Origin of the sequence: Xanthomonas cannabis pv. cannabis, assembly GCF_000802365.1 — a bacterium.
Classification (GTDB): domain Bacteria; phylum Pseudomonadota; class Gammaproteobacteria; order Xanthomonadales; family Xanthomonadaceae; genus Xanthomonas; species Xanthomonas cannabis.
Window position 1 is genome coordinate 22,299 of record NZ_JSZE01000030.1, and the last position, 17,279, is coordinate 39,577.

Genomic DNA, 17,279 nt, shown 5'->3' on the forward strand with positions numbered 1-17,279 from the left:
CGGCGTGGCGAACGCCAGCGAATGCTACCGAGCCAGGTCGTCGCAGCGGCCGGCCTGCAGGTTGGCCTGCAAGGCCGGGCGGATCAGTCTGGGCTCCGGCAAGGTGGCATCGCGGGCCTGGCGCTGGGCCACGAAACTCTCGATGTCCACGCCGTCGCGCACATGGATGTTGCTGCGCCGCTGCACGCCGATGGTGGTCTCATGCGCCACGGCCCGACCACCGGGGCCATAGTCGTGGCAGACGAACACCCGCGTGTCGTCCGCCAGCGCGTACAGCCGCTGGATCGATGCATATAGTTGCCGTGCGTCGCCGCCAGGGAAGTCGCAGCGTGCGGTTCCAGCGTCGGGCATGAACAGCGAGTCGCCGGGAAACAGCGCGTCGCCGATCAGGTACGCGATGCTGTCGCTGGTGTGCCCGGGCACGGCAATGACGCGTGCGGCGATGCCGCCGAGCATGAAACGCTCGTCATCGGCAAACAGATGATCGAACTGCGAGCCATCGGCACGGAAGTGCTGCGGCAGCGCGTAGCGTGGTGCAAGCGTCTGCTGCACCTGGCGGATGCCTTCGCCGATCGCGATGCGCGCCTGCGGCCAGTGCTGCTTCAGCCACTGCGCTGCCGACAGGTGATCGGCATGTGCATGGGTTTCCAGCAGCCAGTGCAGTTGCCAGTCGCGCTGCCGGATGGCATCGGCGATGGCCTGCGCGGCACGGGTTTCGATGACGCCGCTGTCGGCTGCATAGTCCAGTGCCGGATCGACCACCGCGGCCGCGCCGGACGCCGGATCGGCGACCACGTAGGTGAAGGTGTTGCTCTCGGCATGGAAGAACGCAAGCACCTCGGGCTGCATCGGTGTCTCCAGGTCAGGGGGCGGCCAGTGCTGCGTTGAGCACGGCGGCCAATCGGTCGCCGGCCAGGCGCAGCTGTGTCTCGGCCATCGGTCGATAGGTGGCGATGTAGCTGGCCGGCAGGACGTGCGTGGCCGGATACACGCCCGGTGTCACGGCGATCCTGCACGAGGCCTGCGCCCAGGCGGCGGCGGGCGGCGGCAGGACCGGCGACACGGCGGAGGCCGCCGGCAGGGCCAGCAGCCGTTGCAGGTAGTCCGCGTCGCCGAGGTGACGGTCGTTGAGCATGCCGCTGTCCCACAGCGCATGCAGGTTGCTGCCCTTGCCATCGACCTGCAGCTGGAAGTCGTTGCCGCCCTTGTCGTGCGCGTAGCCGGCGTGCATGGGCTGATGGATATCGCCGACAAAATGCACCACAAACTTCAACGCCTGACGACGCACCTCCAGCGGCTGGCCGCGGTCGGCCAGCAGGGCGGTCTGCCGATCGAGTGCGGCGATCACGCAGTTGCCATCCGGGCAGTCGCGCGGCGGCGCATAACTGCAGTCGTGTTCGCCCAGGTTGACGTAATGCCACGGCCCGGAACGCTTGCCCAGGTCCGGGTCGTGCTCGCGCAATTCATCGGCCCAGGTCGCGACGCCATGCAAGGTCGCATCGGGCTCGCCGGCAAGCAACTGCGCCACCTGCGCGCGTGCCTGCGGGCTCAGTTCGGTCTCGGCCACGCGTGCCACCAGGCGGTGCCCCTGCGGGCCCCAGGCGAACGCGGTGATGGGCTGGATCGCCGTGGTCAGCGCCACGGCAAGGACAACGAAAGCGGGGGAGAAGGTCTTCATCCCCCGATTGTACGCAACCGTCCGGGACGGTTTGATGGCGGCTGCAGTCATGTCGCCGCCGCGCAATGGCGACGGCCCGCACGATCAGTAATAGACCAGGTAGGAGATGCCATAGGTCAGTGGATCGACCCGGGCCTTGCCCAGCCGTGCGCCGTTGAAATCGACGTTGCTGCGCGAGTCGGTCCAGCGTGCGTCGATGCGCAGGCCGCTGCGCTCATCGAAGATGAAGTCCACACCGACGTGCGCAGTCGCGCCCACCGAATCACCGAAGCGCAACTCGCCGTTGCCGATGCCTTGCGCGGTGTCTTCGCCCACGAAGGCGGTGTAGTTGATGCCGATGCCCACGAACGGGGACACTGTGCCATAGCCGTTGATGTGGTACTGCAACAGCACGCTGGGCGGCACCGACCAGTAACTGCCCACCTTGCCGGCACCTTCCAGCTCGATGTCGTGCTTGCCTGCCACCGCCGCGTGCACTTCGATTCCCAGATTGTTGCGCAGGAAGTATTCGTAGGTGAACGAGAGCGCGGGCGCGCCCTTGATCTCCCCGCGTGCACCGCCGAAGGTGCCGCTGTCTGACTTCGGCGAGACATAGCCGGCGCCGTAGCCGGTCGTCCAATGGCCGGCCGATTGTGCAAGGGCGGGAGCGGCCGAAGCGGCCAGTGCGATGGCGAGGGCGGTGCGAATGAACGTGCTCATGGAATCCCCGGTAGGTCGGACAGGCGTTCGACGTGACCGACCTGTCCGCAACTCCGGCGGTGGATGCACGTCCCTGGATCGCCAGTGTGCCAGAGATGCATCGCGCTTGCCGCTGTGACTCAGAAGCGGTGCACGTACGCCGCGCCATAGACCAGCGGATCGATGTTGACCGTGCCGATCCGGGTGCCATTGAGGCGGGCCTCGCTGTCGATGTCGATCCAGCGCACATTCACCCGCAGGGACCCGCGTTCGCTGAGTTTGACGTCCAGGCCCGCGTGCAGGGCCAGGCCCCACGAATCGTCCAGCTCAAGCTCGCTGCCGGCCAGCGCGCCGCGGGTGTCGGTGCTGAAGAAACGGGTGTAGTTGATGCCCGCGCCGAGGAAGGGCGACACCTTGCCCTGGCTATTGAAGTGGTACTGCAGCGACACCACCGGCGGCAGGTGCTTGGTGCTGCCGACGCGGCCCAGTCCACGCAGCGCGATGTCGTGCTCGAACGGCAGCGCGGCCAGGACCTCGATGCCGAGGTTGTCGGCGATGAAGTATTCGGCAGTGAAGGTCGGCTTGATGTCCTTGCCTACGTCTGCTTCCAGCGTGCCGCCAACCAGGCGGCCATTATCGGATTTGGGAGCGACCTGGTGGGCGCCGACGGCAACGGTCCAGTCGCCTTTGGATTGAGCCAGTGCGGGGACGCTGGCGAACGTGGCGGCCAGACCGGCGAGCAGGAGGGTAGAGCGCATGCGCATGGAAACTCTCGTTGTGTGCAGGGGATGGACGAAGTCTTGTGGGTTTGGCCCGGCGACGCCTTGATCCTGATCAAACCAGGACCGGTTGCGTGCGAGGGGTGCGCGCGTTGCCGGCGGTCAGGCCCCGGCTGCTGCGCTGCGTCGCAGGTGTGGCAGCAGCGCTTGTCGTGGAGGAGATCAAGCGCGCGCGGCGCATCGGGTGCGGCGTGCGCGGCGCGCGCCAGGGCGCAGTCAGCGGGTGGCGTGTCGCGATGCGCCCGCACTCACTTGGCCCTGGCGACCTTCGGTGTGTCCACTTCCGGCATCGCCGAGCTGTGGTGGTTGATGATCAACCACTTGCCGTCGCGCTTTTCGTACACGAAGGTGTAGCGCGCCTGCACGTCGCTCTTCCTGCCGTCCTTGTCGGTCAGCGTGAAGGTATAGACGCCGGCATCCACGGCGCTGTCGTCATCGAGCACGCGCACGGTGCGGTAATTGACCACGCCCTTGGGCTTTTTGGCCAGGAACACCTCGAAGTACTTTTCGATCTGCGAGCGTGACGCGCGGACTTCGTTGGAGACCGTCGGCAGCAAGACGCCATCGGGGGCATACAGGTCGGCCACCTTGTGCGGGTTGCCCGAGGCCAGGGCCGCGTTCCAGGTGTCGAACAGCGCAGCGACTTCGCGCGCTTCACCGTCGGCAGGCAGCGAAGCCTTGTCGGTGTAATGCATCACGCCAGCGGCCAGCGCCGGGGTGGCGGCCAATGCCAAAGCGACAGAGAACAGGGTGCGACGCATGGGGAATCTCCGTGTGAGTGAGTGGGTGCCTCAGCAGGCAGGGCCAGTATCGAAATCCACGGAGTGCCGAAATGCTGCTGGTCGGCATATGCCTGAATACGCTTCTCGGCATAGTTGGTTGAAAGGTAAGCTATTGGAAAACAAAGTAGACCGGTGCGTGGCGTGGTGCGCCCGCGCCTGCGTTGGTCATGCAAGCGGGCATCGTCAGGCCCCGCTTGGCAGGCAGGTGGCCCGTCACCAACCGCATCCCGCGCCGGACCGTGCCGATCTCTACCGAACCAGAACAGGCGTTGCCATCTTTTCTGCGACTCTCCTGCCGTCTCCCCCTTCGCACTGCCAGGGCTGACCCGGCTGCACGGCCGTACCAGAAGGACGCTGCTAGAATGGCAGCCCCTTTCCATCCGCCGCGCTGTCGCGGCCGCAGGAGCTTGTGAACATGGCAATCAAGGTTGGCATCAACGGATTCGGTCGCATCGGACGCAACGTGCTGCGCTCTGCGGTGCAGAACTTCGCCAATGACATCGAGATCGTGGCCATCAATGACCTGCTCGAGCCCGACTACCTGGCCTACATGCTGCAGTACGACTCGGTGCACGGCCGCTTCAAGGCCGAGGTCTCGGTCGATGGCAACACGCTCATCGTCAACGGCAAGAAGATCCGCCTGACCCAGGAGCGCGACCCGGCCAACCTCAAGTGGGACGCTGTCGGCGCCGACGTGGTGATCGAATCCACCGGCCTGTTCCTGACCAAGGACACCGCGCAGAAGCACATCGACGCGGGCGCCAAGAAGGTGATCCTGTCGGCGCCGTCCAAGGACGACACCCCGATGTTCGTCTACGGCGTCAACGACAAGACCTACAACGGCGAAGCCATCGTCTCCAACGCCTCGTGCACGACCAACTGCCTGGCGCCGTTGGCCAAGGTCATCAACGACAAGTGGGGCATCAAGCGCGGCCTGATGACCACCGTGCATGCGGCGACCGCAACCCAGAAGACCGTGGATGGCCCCTCCAACAAGGATTGGCGCGGCGGCCGCGGCATCCTGGAGAACATCATTCCGTCCTCCACCGGCGCGGCCAAGGCCGTGGGCGTGGTGATTCCCGAGCTCAACAAGAAGCTCACCGGCATGAGCTTCCGCGTGCCGACCTCCGACGTCTCGGTGGTCGACCTCACCGTCGAGCTGGAAAAGCCGGCCACCTACGCCGAGATCTGCGCCGAAGTGAAGGCACAGAGCGAAGGCGCGCTGAAGGGCGTGCTGGGGTATACTGAAGACAAGGTCGTGGCGACCGATTTCCGCGGCGAAACCTGCACCTCGGTGTTCGACGCCGACGCCGGCATCGCGCTGGATTCCACCTTCGTCAAGCTGGTGTCCTGGTACGACAACGAGTGGGGCTATTCCAACAAGTGCCTGGAAATGGTGCGGGTGGTTGCCAAGTAATCGGACGTTTCCGATGCAATGAAAAGCGCCTCCGGGCGCTTTTTTTTTTGAAATTGATCTATTGAACTTCACCCGTCCTGAATTGGGTTGACACCTTTTTTCTCCTGGAAGAGGAATGTTCAATGCAATCAGAGATCAGGCGCAGCTCGCGTGGCTATTGGCTAGTCCTCGTGTTGTCAGTGGTCGATCACGTCGCGCGCGGGAGCTGACCTTCACGCGTACAGCCGCTGCTTGTCCACTCTTCAGCCAGCAGCGTGATCCAGAGGTTGGCTGCCCAGCCGCGGCCCGAGGCTGTATGGTTCGCGCATTCGGCTGGACGCCGGCTCGGGGATTGCTGTTGGAAACGATGATCTTGTTGGTGGCCCTGGTGCTGCTTGCCGTGCCGGTGGGTGTGGTGGTCGCGCTGGTGTGGATTGCCGGGCTGCGGCGCCGGGTGGCGACGCTGGAGCAGCGGCTCGCGCAGTGGCAAGCCGGGACTGGCGAGGGCGCGGATGCGCAAACGGATGCGTCCGTGGACGCGCACGGCAGGGCGTGGGAGCGGCCCCGCACAGCGCCCGATCTCGATCCCACTCTGAGTGCTGATGCCTACACGGAAACACCTGGGCACGGTAGGGCTGGTGCTGTTCGACAGGGCGACGGCGGGAACCTGCCTGCCGTTGCACATCCGCCTGCGGATCTGGGCGTGATTGATGCGGCTTCCAGGGCGATGCCGCCCCCGTTGCCTACGCAGGCCCCTGCAGATGCGACGGTACGCGGTGCGCACGCTGCGTCGGCGTTGCCAAACCAGCACGCTCAGGCAACCCGGTCTCAACCTACGCAACCGCAATCGCCGCAGTCACCCCCCATCCCGGCCGAGCCGGGCGCCTTCGCGCGCGCGGCCAGTGCGTTGAAGCGCTGGTTCACCGAGGGCAATGTGCCGGTCAAGGTCGGCATGCTGGTATTGCTGGCCGGCGTGGCGTCGCTGCTGAAGTACGCCAGCGATCAGGGCTGGATGCGCATGCCGATCGAACTTCGGTTGGCCGGCATCAGCGTGCTTGCCTTGGCCGGCCTGGTCTTCGGCTGGAAGCAGCGCGGGCAGCGGCCGGGTTTTGCACTGGCATTGCAGGGCGGGTCGATCGGCGGTTTGTTGTTGACCGTGTTCGCCGCGTTCAAATTGTATGGATTGCTTGGCGCAGGCCTGGCGATGGGCATCAGCGTGGTGCTGATTGCCGGCATGTGCGTGCTGGCGGTGCTGCAGGAGTCGCGCACGCTGGCCGTGCTGGGTGTGCTGGCCGGCTTCCTCGCGCCGATCTGGTTGTCCACCGGTAGCGGCAACCATGTCGCGCTGTTTTCGTATTACGCCGTGCTCAACGCCGGCATCGTGGCGATTGCATGGGCGCGGCCGTGGCGGGTGCTCAACCTGCTCGGATTCGCCTTCACCTTCGGCATCGCGACGTTGTGGGGCGCGCTGCAGTACACCCCGGCAAAGTTCGCCAGCACCGAGCCGTTCCTGCTGCTGTTCTTTGCCATCTACGTGGCCATTCCGGTGCTGCATGCGCGGCGTGGCGACGGCAGTGCGGGCAGGCTCATCGATGGCAGCCTGTTGTTCGGAACGCCACTGGTCGCCTTCGCGTTGCAGGCACGCCTGCTGGATGGCGAGCGCCTGACACTGGCGTTATGCGCGGTGGCGGTGGCCGGCATGTACGCCGCTCTGGCAACGTGGTTGCTGCGTCGTGCATCCACGCGCCTGCTTGGCGAGGCGCACGCGATGCTGGCGGTCGGGTTTGCGACATTGGCCGTGCCGTTGGCGTTGTCTGCGCGCGTCACCGCCAGCGTGTTTGCGCTGGAAGGCGCCGGGCTGTTGTGGATGGGCCTGCGTCAGCGGCGGCGCATCTCGCAGGTCAGTGGCGTGGCGTTGCAACTGCTGGCCGCCGTTGGCGTGGCCTTCGGCGTGGACGCGTGGCGTAACGACGCCATGGCGGTGGCCAACGCCACCTGCATGAGCACCATGCTGCTGGCGGTTGCCGGCTGGGCCAGTGCCTGGTTCCTGCGCGATGCAGGACATCCGCGGCGTGCGCTGGTGGCGTATCTGTGGGGCCTGGGATGGTGGGTGCTGTGCGGCGTGCACGAGATCCTGCGCTTTGCCGACGACCTGCGCAGCGAGCCGGACCTGCTGCTCGGCTTTGTCGCGCTCAGCGTGTGGCCGGCGGCCGAGGTGCACCGCCGTCGTCCGGCAGCGGCGCTGGTGTGGACGGTCATGGCCGGCCTGGCGCTGGCCGCGCCGCTGGCACTGTGGCAGGAGCATGCACACACGCAGCCGTTTGCGCACTGGGGTGCACTGGCCTGGTTGGGGTTTGCGCTGGCCGGCACGCGCGCGTTGTGGTGTCTGCGCATGCAGCCGGGCGCCGGCGCGATGCTCGCGCAGTTCATCTGGTGGTTGCTGTGGCCGATGGTGGCGTCGTTGGGTATTGCCTGGCTGGCCGATGCCTTCGCGCTCGCCAATGGCTGGCGGTGCGCGTTGCTGGCAGCGCCATGGCTGGCGGTGGCGGCGACCGCTCTGCTGCGCTGGCGCTGGCTGGCATGGCCACAAGGCGTGCGTTTCGATGCGGCCCGCACTGCCTTGCTGGGCTGCGTCCTTGCGGTGCTGGGGGGCGGCTGGTTGCTCGCATTGGTCGATCCGGTGAGCGCTGCGCCGCTGCCATGGGTGCCGTTGCTCAACCCGGCCGAACTTGCACAGCTGGCGGTGCTCGCGCTGGTTGCGCGCTGGGCATGGTCGGCCGCTGCGCCGTCGATGCTGCAGGCGCGGCGCGTCACTGCGCTCGGTGTATTGGGCTGGGTGTTGATCACCGGCAGTACGCTGCACAGCGTGCATCACTGGGGCGCGGTGCCGTGGGATGCCGCGCTGCTGGGTGCGACGGTGTCGCAGACCAGCCTCACCATCGTGTGGAGCGTACTAGGTGTGCTGGGCTGGGTGATCGGCTCGCGTCGCGGGCAGCGCGGGTTGTGGCTGGGCGGTGCGTTGTTGATGGGGCTGGTGCTGGCCAAGCTGGTGCTGGTCGATCGCCAGCATCTGGGCAATCTGCTCGGCATCGGTTCGTTCATGGCCTATGGCCTGTTGTGTACGGTGGTGGGGTATCTGGCGCCGGCGCCACCACGTCCGGTGGTCGAGGAACGCACCGTCGACAACGCTGACGCGGCAAGGGATCAGGCATGAGTACCAAACGGTGGGGATGGGTGTTGCTGGTGCCGCTGATGGCGCAGGCGGCCGATGTGCGGCAGGACTATCGTCAGCAGTGGCCGTTGCAGGTGGCCGGCTCCGACGCCGGGCTGTACCAGGTGAGGTTGAACGAGGCGGTGTATCGCAGTGCCGTCGACGCCGGGCTGCGCGATGTCGCGGTGATCGATGCACGTGGCGAAGAAATGCCGACCGCGCCGCTGGCCGCCGACGCCGCGCCGGCCGCAGCGCCACGTCGGCAGGGGTTGCCGTTGTTCGCGTTGCCCGAAGGTGTAGCGGCGGCCAATGGCGACCTGCAGCTCATCGCCGAGCGCGATGCCAGCGGTGCGGTGCGGCGGCTGGAGGGCCGCTTCGCCACCGGTGCGCCTGCGGCGCCCGGCAGTGGCGGCAGTTGGTTGCTCGATGCCAGCGCACTGCGCGACCGGCCGCGCGCGCTCTGGCTGGACTGGGCGGGCGAGACACCGGTGCAGGCCCGTCTGCGCGTGGAGGGCAGCGACGATCTGCGCACTTGGCGCGTGCTGGCCTCCGATGCCACCGTCATGGCGCTGGACAACCAGGCGCAGCGGCTGCAGCAACGCCGCATCGCGCTGGAGGAGGGCGCACGCTACCTGCGTCTGGTGCCCGTGTCCGGCGCATTGCCGACACTTCGCAATGTCGAGGCAGAACTGGACGGGCGTACCGCACCCGCCCCGCTGTCGTGGCTGGAGCTGCCGGGCACCGCACAGGACACGGGCGTGACCTACCGCATGCCCGGCCGCTTTCCCGTCACGCAGCTGGATGTCGGCGCGGGTCAGGCCGAGGCCGTGGAATGGACGGCGGACAGCCGCGATGCCGACGACGCCGCCTGGCTGCGGCGGGCAGGGCCGTGGCTGGCGTATCGGCTTGGCACTGGCGCGTCGCCGCCGCAGCGGTTGTCCGCGCCGGTACGCGATCGTCAATGGCGCCTGGTGGCGGCACAGGGGCGCAGCCCGGCGGTTCCGAGCTTGCGGGTGGGCTACCAGCCGGAGCGGCTGATGTTTCTCGCCCAGGGCCAGCCCCCGTATGCGCTGGTGGCCGGCAGCGCACGCGTGCGACGCGGCGACGCACCGCTGGCGTCGATGCTGCAGGCGCTACGACGTGAACGCGGCACACAGTGGCAGCCGGCCACGGTGCGCCTGGCTGCAGAGGCGCAGCCATTGGCAGGCGACGCAGCGCTGCAGCCCGCCACCACCCCGCGCGACTGGAAGCGCTGGCTGCTGTGGGCGCTGTTGATCGGCGGCGCGTTGCTGGTGGGCGGCCTGGCGTTGAGCCTGCTGCGCACATCCGGTACCGATCGGCCGGCCTGATCCCTTGGCCAGATGCGGTTGCCGGCCGCGTCCGGGGATGCGGGTTTGCCGCATCGGGGCGAAGGCCGGACAATGGGCATCCCCCGTCGCCAAGGCAGCCGCATTGCCCGTCGTGTTCGACCGACCAGAGTTTGCGCCCTCCTCAGGTGCGGTGGCGCCCGCCCAGCGCACCGCCGGGTTGCGGTGCGGCGGGCCATGCCGAGCCCTGATTGCCCGATCCCCGCCGCCAAGGCAGTCGCCTTGCCCGTGGTCTCCGAGCCACCGCCGTCGGCGTCTGCCGCAGGTGCAATGGCGGCATTGTTGTGAACGACGGCGCCAGGCCAAGCTGGCGCCGTAGCGCCATTCCTCCGCGCGCAGAGCATGTGCCAACGCGCGGCGCCATGTACCAATCCCCAATCCCGATTCCCTAATCCCCAGACTCAGCGAGCCAAGCCCATGTCCATCGTCCGTATGACCGACCTCGATCTCTCCGGCAAGCGCGTGCTGATCCGCCAGGATCTCAACGTGCCGATCGACAACGGCCAGATCACCTCCGAACAGCGCATCACCGCCTCGGTGCCCACCATCAAGCTGGCGCTGGAAAAGGGCGCCGCGGTCATGGTCACCTCGCATCTGGGCCGGCCCAAGGAAGGCAGCTGGACCGAAGACGATTCGCTGGCGCCGGTGGCCGCGCGCTTGACCGCGCTGCTCGGCGTGGACGTGCCGCTGGTGCGCGACTGGGTCGATGGGGTGGAGGTGGCGCCGGGCCAGGTGGTGTTGCTGGAAAACTGCCGCATGAACGTCGGCGAGGGCAAGGACGACGAGACGCTGGCGCGCAAGTACGCCGCGCTATGCGATGTGTTCGTGATGGATGCCTTCGGCACCGCGCATCGCGCGCAGGCCTCCACGCATGGCGTGATCCGCTTCGCGCCGGTCGCCGCCGGTGGCCCGTTGCTGATGGCCGAACTGGACGCGCTGGCCAAGGCGCTGGACAACCCGGCCAAGCCGTTGCTGGCGATCGTGGCCGGCAGCAAGGTCTCCACCAAGCTGGAGTTGTTGTCCAACCTGGTCAACAAGGTCGACCAGTTGATCGTCGGCGGCGGCATCGCCAACACCTTCATCGCCGCCGCCGGGCATGACGTGGGCAAGTCGTTGAACGAACCGGACCTGATCCCGACCGCCAACCAGATCGTGGCCGATGCCAAGACACGTGGCGCAGAGATTCCGCTGCCCACCGATGTGGTCGTTGCCAAGCAGTTCCTGCCCGATGCCGAGGCCAGCGTGAAGTCGCTCGATGCGGTGGATGCGGACGATCTGATCCTGGACATCGGCCCGCAGACCGCGCAGCGCTACGCCGAGCTGATCGCCAATGCCGGCACCGTGGTGTGGAACGGGCCGGTGGGCGTGTTCGAATTCGAGCCCTTCAGCCACGGCACCGAAACGCTGGCACGTGCGATTGCCGGCTCCAAGGCGTTCTCGATCGCCGGCGGCGGCGACACCCTGGCGGCAGTGGACAAATACGACATCGCCCGGGACGTCACCTACATCTCCACCGGTGGCGGCGCGTTCCTGGAGTTCCTCGAAGGCAAGACCCTGCCGGCCGTGGCCGCGCTCGAGGCCCGCGGCAAGTGAGCGCAGCCACGCTGTTCTTCGATCTGGACGGCACCCTGGTCGATTCGGAGCCGGGCATCGTCGCCAGCATCGTGCACGCCTTCGATGAGATCGGGCAGCCGCGTCCCTCTGCGCAGACCTTGCGCGCCTGGATCGGCCCACCGCTGCGCGACAGTTTCACCGAGTGCTTTCCGGATGATCCGGCGCTGGTGCAGCGCGCGCTGGGCCTCTACCGCGCGCGCTACGACGCGGTGGGCTGGACCGAACTCAGCGTGTTCGACGACATCGGCGATGTGGTCACCGGCCTGCATCGCGGCGGTCATCGGCTGGCCGTGGTGACCTCGAAGAACGAACGCTACGCGCGGCGCATCGTCGAACATCTGCCGTTCGGTGCGTGCTTCGACAACGTGATCGGCGCCAGCGAGGATGGCGAGCGCCGCTTCAAGCCCGACCTCATCGCCGAAGCGCTGCGCCGCCTGCAGATCGACAAGACCGGCTGCGTGATGATCGGCGACCGCCGGATGGATATCGAGGGCGCCAACCACCACGGCATTCACAGCATCGGCGTGTTATGGGGCTTCGGCGACGAGGCCGAACTGCGTACTGCAGGTGCCGGCGCGATCGCGCAAACGCCGGCACAACTGCGGCAGTTGATCGGCGCGTGATCCGTGCGCATCGGCCGTCGCGTTCGCTTGGTCGTTGCCGGCGCCTTGCGCGGCGCGACCCGGCACGCGGCTCTTCACCGCCACCGGGTTAGGGTGGCGACCGCACACGTTGCCAGGCGCAACGTATGCGTAGACGTACGTACTGTCCCGCACTGTCTGTAAGACATGCCGGAATAGAAGGGTGGCTATGCCGCAATGCCATCCTTGGTGCGTGACGTGTGTGTTAAGTTTCGCGGCTTTTACAGGGAGGCCATCATGAAAGAACGTCAACGCCGCACCAAGATCCTCGCCACCCTCGGACCGGCAACGGATGCGCCCGGGGTGCTGGATAAGCTGTTCAAGGCGGGCGTCAACGTGGTGCGCCTCAACTTCAGTCATGGCGATCCGTCCGGCCAGGCCAAGCGTGCTGCCGAAGTACGTGCCGCCGCGGCGCGCGCCGGTGCCGAGGTCGGCATCCTGGCCGACCTGCCGGGCCCGAAGATCCGCATCGAGCGCTTTGCCGAAGGCAAGATCAAGCTGACCATGGGCGATCGCTTCGACCTGGTGGCCGACGCCAATGCACCGGCCGGCGATCAGCAGCAGGTGGGCGTCAGCTACCTGGGCCTGCCGCAGGACGTGACTGCAGGCGACGTGCTGCTGCTCGACGATGGCCTGGTGCAGTTGCAGGTCACCGACGTGCAGGGCGCGCGCATCGTCACTACCGTGCTTAACGACGGCGTGCTGTCCGATCGCAAGGGCCTCAACAAGCAGGGCGGCGGCCTGTCGCTGGGCGCGTTGACCGAGCGCGACAAGGAGCTGATCGGCATCGTTGCCAAGATCGGCGTGGACTTCATCGCGGTGTCGTTCTGCCGTAACGCGCAGGACATGCACGACGCGCGGCAGATCGCCCAGCAGCACGGCTGCGATGCGCAGCTGGTCTCCAAGATCGAGCGCACCGAAGCGATCGAAAACCTGGTCGAAATCGTCGAAGCCTCCGACGTGGTGATGGTGGCGCGCGGCGATCTGGGCGTGGAAATCGGCGATGCCGAATTGCCGGGCCTGCAGAAGAAGATCATTCGCGAGTCGCTGGCGCAGAACAAGGTGGTGATCACGGCCACCCAGATGCTGCAGTCGATGGTCGAAAGCCCGATCCCGACCCGCGCCGAAGTGCTGGACGTGGCCAACGCGGTCATCGACGGCACCGATGCGGTGATGCTGTCGGCCGAAACCGCCGCCGGTGCCTATCCGGTGCGCGCGGTGGAAGCGATGGCGCGCATCTGCCTGGGTGCAGAGCATCAGTTCGAGTTCGATACCGACTTCGAAGCAGCGCAACGCAACCTGCAGCGTGCCGACCAGGCCATCGCCATGGCGACCATGTTCCTGTCCGAGCACATCGGCCTGGGCGGCGTGGTGGCGTTGACCGAATCCGGCGGCACCCCGCGCTTTTTGTCGCGCTTCCGCTCCAACATGCCGATCTACGCCTTCACCCGTCATGATGGCGCGCGTCGCCAGATGGCGATGATGCGTGGCGTGTTCCCGATCAGCTTCGACAGCCGCGGCCTGACCCCGCGCGAAGCCGCGCGTGCGGCGATCCGCCTGCTGGTGGAAAACGAGCGCATGGGTCCCGGTGACCGCGTGGTGTTCACCAGCGGCGAGCACATGGAAATGCACGGCGCCACCAACACGCTGCGCCTGCTGGAAGTGGGCGAGGACGGCCGCGCCACCGGCCTGGGCGAGCTGTAATCCGCCTTGAAGGTACCCGGCGCATGACATGAGCCGGGAGATGCGACACACGACGGCGGCCCCAGGGCCGCCGTCGTGCTGTGTGGAGATGCCGGGCGCGGGTAAATGCTTGGCCTGGGTCGGCGTGTTGCTCGACGGCCGGATCCGGCGACTGCCCGGCCAGCGCACGATCGCCGCCGCGTTGCGTCACGGTGTTGATATGACGCGGCATAAGTTGCACAAGGCGATGCATGCCCACGACGGAGATTCCGCTTTCCCGCTCATCGACGCAACGGAGCGAAGGTGAACGACGCGCGGTGTGACCGGATAGGTGACGAAGAGGAAGAGGCTCGTCGTGACGTGAGTAGCCCATGCCGCAGGCAGCTCCATGCAACAGGCAAACACCCATAACGCCATCAACGCATGCGTGGTGCAGGTTCGGCCGCGCCGCCGCACGTTGGTGGTGCCACGCATCACAGCAAAGCAAGCAACAAGCTGCACGACATGCTCAGCTTCAACGATTCCCGATTCCCGATTCCCGATTCCCGATTCCCGATTCCCGATTCCCGATTCCCGATTCCCGCATGCGAGCGGCGCCACACATCCAGTCATGCGCGCACGGTGTAATCGGTTGCAGGCATTCCGTGAAGGAATGTGTACGACTTTCGTCGCTATACTTTCGTTCTCCCCCGCAGCTGCCACAGGAACTACATGAGCATCGAACAGCTTGCCGAAACCGCCCAGGCCATGGTCGCCCCGGGCAAGGGCATCATCGCCATCGACGAGTCGACCAGCACGATCGCGAAGCGTTTTGCCAGCGTCGGCATCGAGAACATCGAAGAAAACCGTCGCGCCTATCGCGAATTGCTGCTGACCACGCCCAAGCTGAGCGATTACATCTCCGGCGCCATCCTGTTCGACGAGACCATCCGTCAGAAGACCAAGGACGGCGTGCCGTTCGCCAAGTATATGGCCGAGCACGGCATCATCCCGGGCATCAAGGTCGACAAGGGCGCACAGCCGCTGGCCGGCATGCCGGGCGAACTGGTGACCGAAGGTCTGGATGGCCTGCGCGCACGTCTTGAGGAGTACTACACGCTGGGCGCGCGCTTCGCCAAGTGGCGTGCGGTCATCAACATCGGCGAAGACATTCCCTCCGGCACCTGCATCGAGGCCAACTCGCATGCGTTGGCGCGTTATGCGGCGCTGTGTCAGGAACAGGGCCTGGTGCCGATGGTCGAGCCGGAAGTGATCATGGACGGCGACCACGACATCGAGACCTGCTACGAAGTGACCGAAGCCACGCTGCGCTCGCTGTTCGGCGCGCTGTATGAGCAGAACGTCGTGCTCGAAGGCACCATCCTGAAGGCCTCGATGGTCATCTCCGGCAAGGGCTGCGAAGAGCAGGCCAGTGTCGAGGAAGTGGCCGAGTCCACCGTGATGTGTCTGAAGTCGACCGTGCCGGCGATCCTGCCGGGCATCGTGTTCCTGTCCGGTGGCCAGACCGACGAGCAGTCCACCGCGCACCTCAACGAGATGCACCAGCTCGGCAACCTGCCGTGGCCGCTGAGCTTCTCCTACGGTCGCGCCATGCAGCAGGCGGCACTGAAGCTGTGGGCCAAGGACATGACCGGCAACTTCGCCAAGGCGCAGCAGATCATTTATGAGCGCGCCAAGGAAAACGGCCTGGCTGCACTGGGCAAGTGGAAGGGCTGATCGGCTGATCGCGGCTGCAAGGCCGGGTCAAACCCAGGCATGAAGACGCCGGCAGCGATGCCGGCGTTTTTATTGGGAGTCGATGGCAATGCATCGGCTGGTCGGGTGAGCAGGCCGCGCAGCGGCGGTGCTTCAAATGCGGCGGCGTGACCGGCGCGAAGCATTGGCGTGCCGTGAACCCGCCGCCGGCGAGGCTTACAGCCTGATGCATGGGCTCAAACGAAACGGGCGCCTTGCGGCGCCCGTCAGTGCAATGCGCGTCTCGTGGCGTCAGGCCGCTGCGGTCTCCTGCGTTGCCAATGCCTGCTGATAGGCCTTGTAGGTGGCGTCGTTATAGGCCACCAGCACGATGTGCTTGGGCACCTTGTGCGAGCGCTGCCAGTCGCGTGTCTCGGTGACCGCGATGCGTGCGGCCTGATGCAGCGGATAGCCGTAGATGCCGCAGCTGATCGCCGGGAATGCGATCGAGTGCAGCAGCATCTGCTCGGCAAGCTTGAGCGACTGCCAATAGCAGTTGGCCAGCTGCTCCGGTTCGTTGTGCTTGCCGTCGCGCCACACCGGGCCCACGGTATGAAACACGTGACGCGCCTTCAGGTTGAAACCGTCGGTGACGCGGATTTCGCCGGTAGGGCAGCGCACGCCCGGGCGTACCTGCGGCAGGGCTTCGCAGGCCTGCAGCAAACCCGGGCCGGCAGCGCGATGGATGGCGCCGTCCACGCCACCACCGCCCAGCAGTGATTCGTTGGCGGCGTTGACGATGACGTCAACGTCGAGTTCGGTGATGTCGCCTTGCCAGACTTCGATTTTCATGGCGAGATAGTTATGGGATTTGAATGATGAACGCGTGATGGGGTCAGGCGTTGCGGAGCCCCACGCTAGCGGCCATTCATCTCATCGGCTGCGACCACGCCAGACCTCGCGAACCCTACGGCAGGCGCACGCGAAATCGGGCGATCCAGGCGACTCTGTGCTGCCGCCGATTGGAACAATTTATCGCCGATGCGCGACGGTCCGGGATCTGCACGGTTGCCCTGCGAGGGGAGGGCGCGGCTACCCGCAAGCCTGCGTGCCGCTGTTCAGAGCCAGCGGCGGACGCGCGCGCAATAGTCGGTGTAATGGCGGCCGAATTCTGCGCGCAGACGCGCCTCTTCGAACGGAATGACATACAGCCGCAGCGCAAGCCAGGGCAGTGGCACCAGCGCGACCGCCCACAGCAGCCCAAGCTGCAGGCACAGGCCGACGTAGCTCAGCACCAGCGCCAGGTACATCGGGTTGCGGGTGAAGCGATATGGGCCGTCCAGCACCAGGCGCGATGGATGGCCGCTCGGCATGATGGTGGTGCGCCGACGCGCGAACAGGATGAAGCAGCTCACCGCCAGCGCAAGGCCGAGGCAGGCGATGACGCCGCCGGCCAGTTCAATCCATGCCAGTGGCGTGGGAGCGGGCAGGGGGAGCTCCAGCGCGTCCTGCAGCCATGCGCCCAGACCCAGGGCGAGCGCGAAGTGCACCGGCGAGGTCATCTTCACCAGCCATGGCGCCCGCGAGGCGCGGGTGTCGCTGTGTCCATACGGCTGGTTGCTCACGCATCTCTCCCTACATCACGGCCGTCATCCTAACGTTTCCTTGACATGGGCGGGAGTGCGGGCAGTCGAAGCTGTGACCCAGAAAGCCAGACAGTCGATCCAACGAGCAGATCGCATACGTCGACGCCTTTTACTGTCCCGGTTTCCCAGT

14 protein-coding genes are annotated in these 17,279 nt (G+C 66.5%); 7 read left to right on the plus strand and 7 right to left on the minus strand.

The genetic code is table 11. The features are described 5' to 3' along the window. Nucleotides 1-24 precede the first annotated feature (24 nt). From OZ10_RS07180 to OZ10_RS07200, 5 genes are all read right to left on the minus strand, one after another. The gene (locus tag OZ10_RS07180) at nucleotides 25-849 is read right to left on the minus strand and encodes an MBL fold metallo-hydrolase (protein ID WP_039411068.1); all 825 of its coding nucleotides are present in this window, start codon (nucleotides 847-849) and stop codon (nucleotides 25-27) included. A gap of 13 nt (nucleotides 850-862) precedes the next feature. After that, nucleotides 863-1,729, minus strand: a complete 867-nt coding sequence (locus tag OZ10_RS07185; protein WP_236726826.1) for a S1/P1 nuclease — start codon at nucleotides 1,727-1,729, stop codon at nucleotides 863-865. Nucleotides 1,730-1,762: 33 nt separating this feature from the next. Beyond that, entirely contained in the window at nucleotides 1,763-2,377 is a 615-nt protein-coding gene (locus OZ10_RS07190; RefSeq protein ID WP_039411065.1) for an OmpW/AlkL family protein, read from the minus strand. Between the two features lie 119 nt (nucleotides 2,378-2,496). Further along, entirely contained in the window at nucleotides 2,497-3,120 is a 624-nt protein-coding gene (locus tag OZ10_RS07195; RefSeq protein ID WP_039411063.1) for an OmpW/AlkL family protein, read from the minus strand. A 263-nt stretch (nucleotides 3,121-3,383) separates the two neighbouring features. Further along, nucleotides 3,384-3,896, minus strand: a complete 513-nt coding sequence (locus tag OZ10_RS07200; RefSeq protein WP_039411061.1) for an SgcJ/EcaC family oxidoreductase — start codon at nucleotides 3,894-3,896, stop codon at nucleotides 3,384-3,386. A 436-nt stretch (nucleotides 3,897-4,332) separates the two neighbouring features. Between OZ10_RS07200 and gap the strand changes: the two genes are divergently transcribed. From gap to OZ10_RS07240, 7 genes are all read left to right on the plus strand, one after another. Further along, nucleotides 4,333-5,334 carry a type I glyceraldehyde-3-phosphate dehydrogenase gene (gap, locus tag OZ10_RS07205; RefSeq protein WP_039411059.1) on the plus strand — a complete coding sequence of 334 codons (1,002 nt, stop codon included), beginning with the start codon at nucleotides 4,333-4,335 and terminating at the stop codon, nucleotides 5,332-5,334. Between the two features lie 337 nt (nucleotides 5,335-5,671). Further along, on the plus strand, nucleotides 5,672-8,527 hold the full coding sequence (locus OZ10_RS07210) for a DUF2339 domain-containing protein (protein WP_052209983.1): 2,856 nt from the start codon (nucleotides 5,672-5,674) through the stop codon (nucleotides 8,525-8,527). Beyond that, entirely contained in the window at nucleotides 8,524-9,873 is a 1,350-nt protein-coding gene (locus OZ10_RS07215; protein WP_039411057.1) for a DUF3999 domain-containing protein, read from the plus strand. Before OZ10_RS07210 ends, OZ10_RS07215 begins: the two co-directional genes overlap by 4 nt. Nucleotides 9,874-10,308: 435 nt before the next feature. After that, entirely contained in the window at nucleotides 10,309-11,484 is a 1,176-nt protein-coding gene (locus OZ10_RS07220) for a phosphoglycerate kinase (RefSeq protein WP_039411055.1), read from the plus strand. Continuing rightward, nucleotides 11,481-12,128 (plus strand): HAD family hydrolase, encoded by a 648-nt coding sequence (locus OZ10_RS07225; protein ID WP_039411053.1) that lies wholly within the window; start codon nucleotides 11,481-11,483, stop codon nucleotides 12,126-12,128. Before OZ10_RS07220 ends, OZ10_RS07225 begins: the two co-directional genes overlap by 4 nt. Nucleotides 12,129-12,383: 255 nt before the next feature. Beyond that, nucleotides 12,384-13,850 (plus strand): pyruvate kinase, encoded by a 1,467-nt coding sequence (gene pyk / locus OZ10_RS07230; protein ID WP_039411049.1) that lies wholly within the window; start codon nucleotides 12,384-12,386, stop codon nucleotides 13,848-13,850. 690 nt (nucleotides 13,851-14,540) lie between these two features. After that, the gene (locus tag OZ10_RS07240) at nucleotides 14,541-15,545 is read left to right on the plus strand and encodes a class I fructose-bisphosphate aldolase (protein ID WP_039411046.1); all 1,005 of its coding nucleotides are present in this window, start codon (nucleotides 14,541-14,543) and stop codon (nucleotides 15,543-15,545) included. A 270-nt stretch (nucleotides 15,546-15,815) separates the two neighbouring features. Here OZ10_RS07240 and OZ10_RS07245 read toward each other — a convergent pair whose 3' ends face one another. Together OZ10_RS07245 and OZ10_RS07250 are read right to left on the minus strand one after the other, a co-directional pair. After that, nucleotides 15,816-16,355, minus strand: a complete 540-nt coding sequence (locus OZ10_RS07245; protein ID WP_039411044.1) for an O-acetyl-ADP-ribose deacetylase — start codon at nucleotides 16,353-16,355, stop codon at nucleotides 15,816-15,818. A 266-nt stretch (nucleotides 16,356-16,621) separates the two neighbouring features. Then, a complete protein-coding gene (locus tag OZ10_RS07250; RefSeq protein ID WP_039564334.1) occupies nucleotides 16,622-17,128 on the minus strand; it encodes a methyltransferase family protein in 507 nt (168 codons plus the stop codon). Between the last annotated feature and the right edge of the window lie 151 nt (nucleotides 17,129-17,279).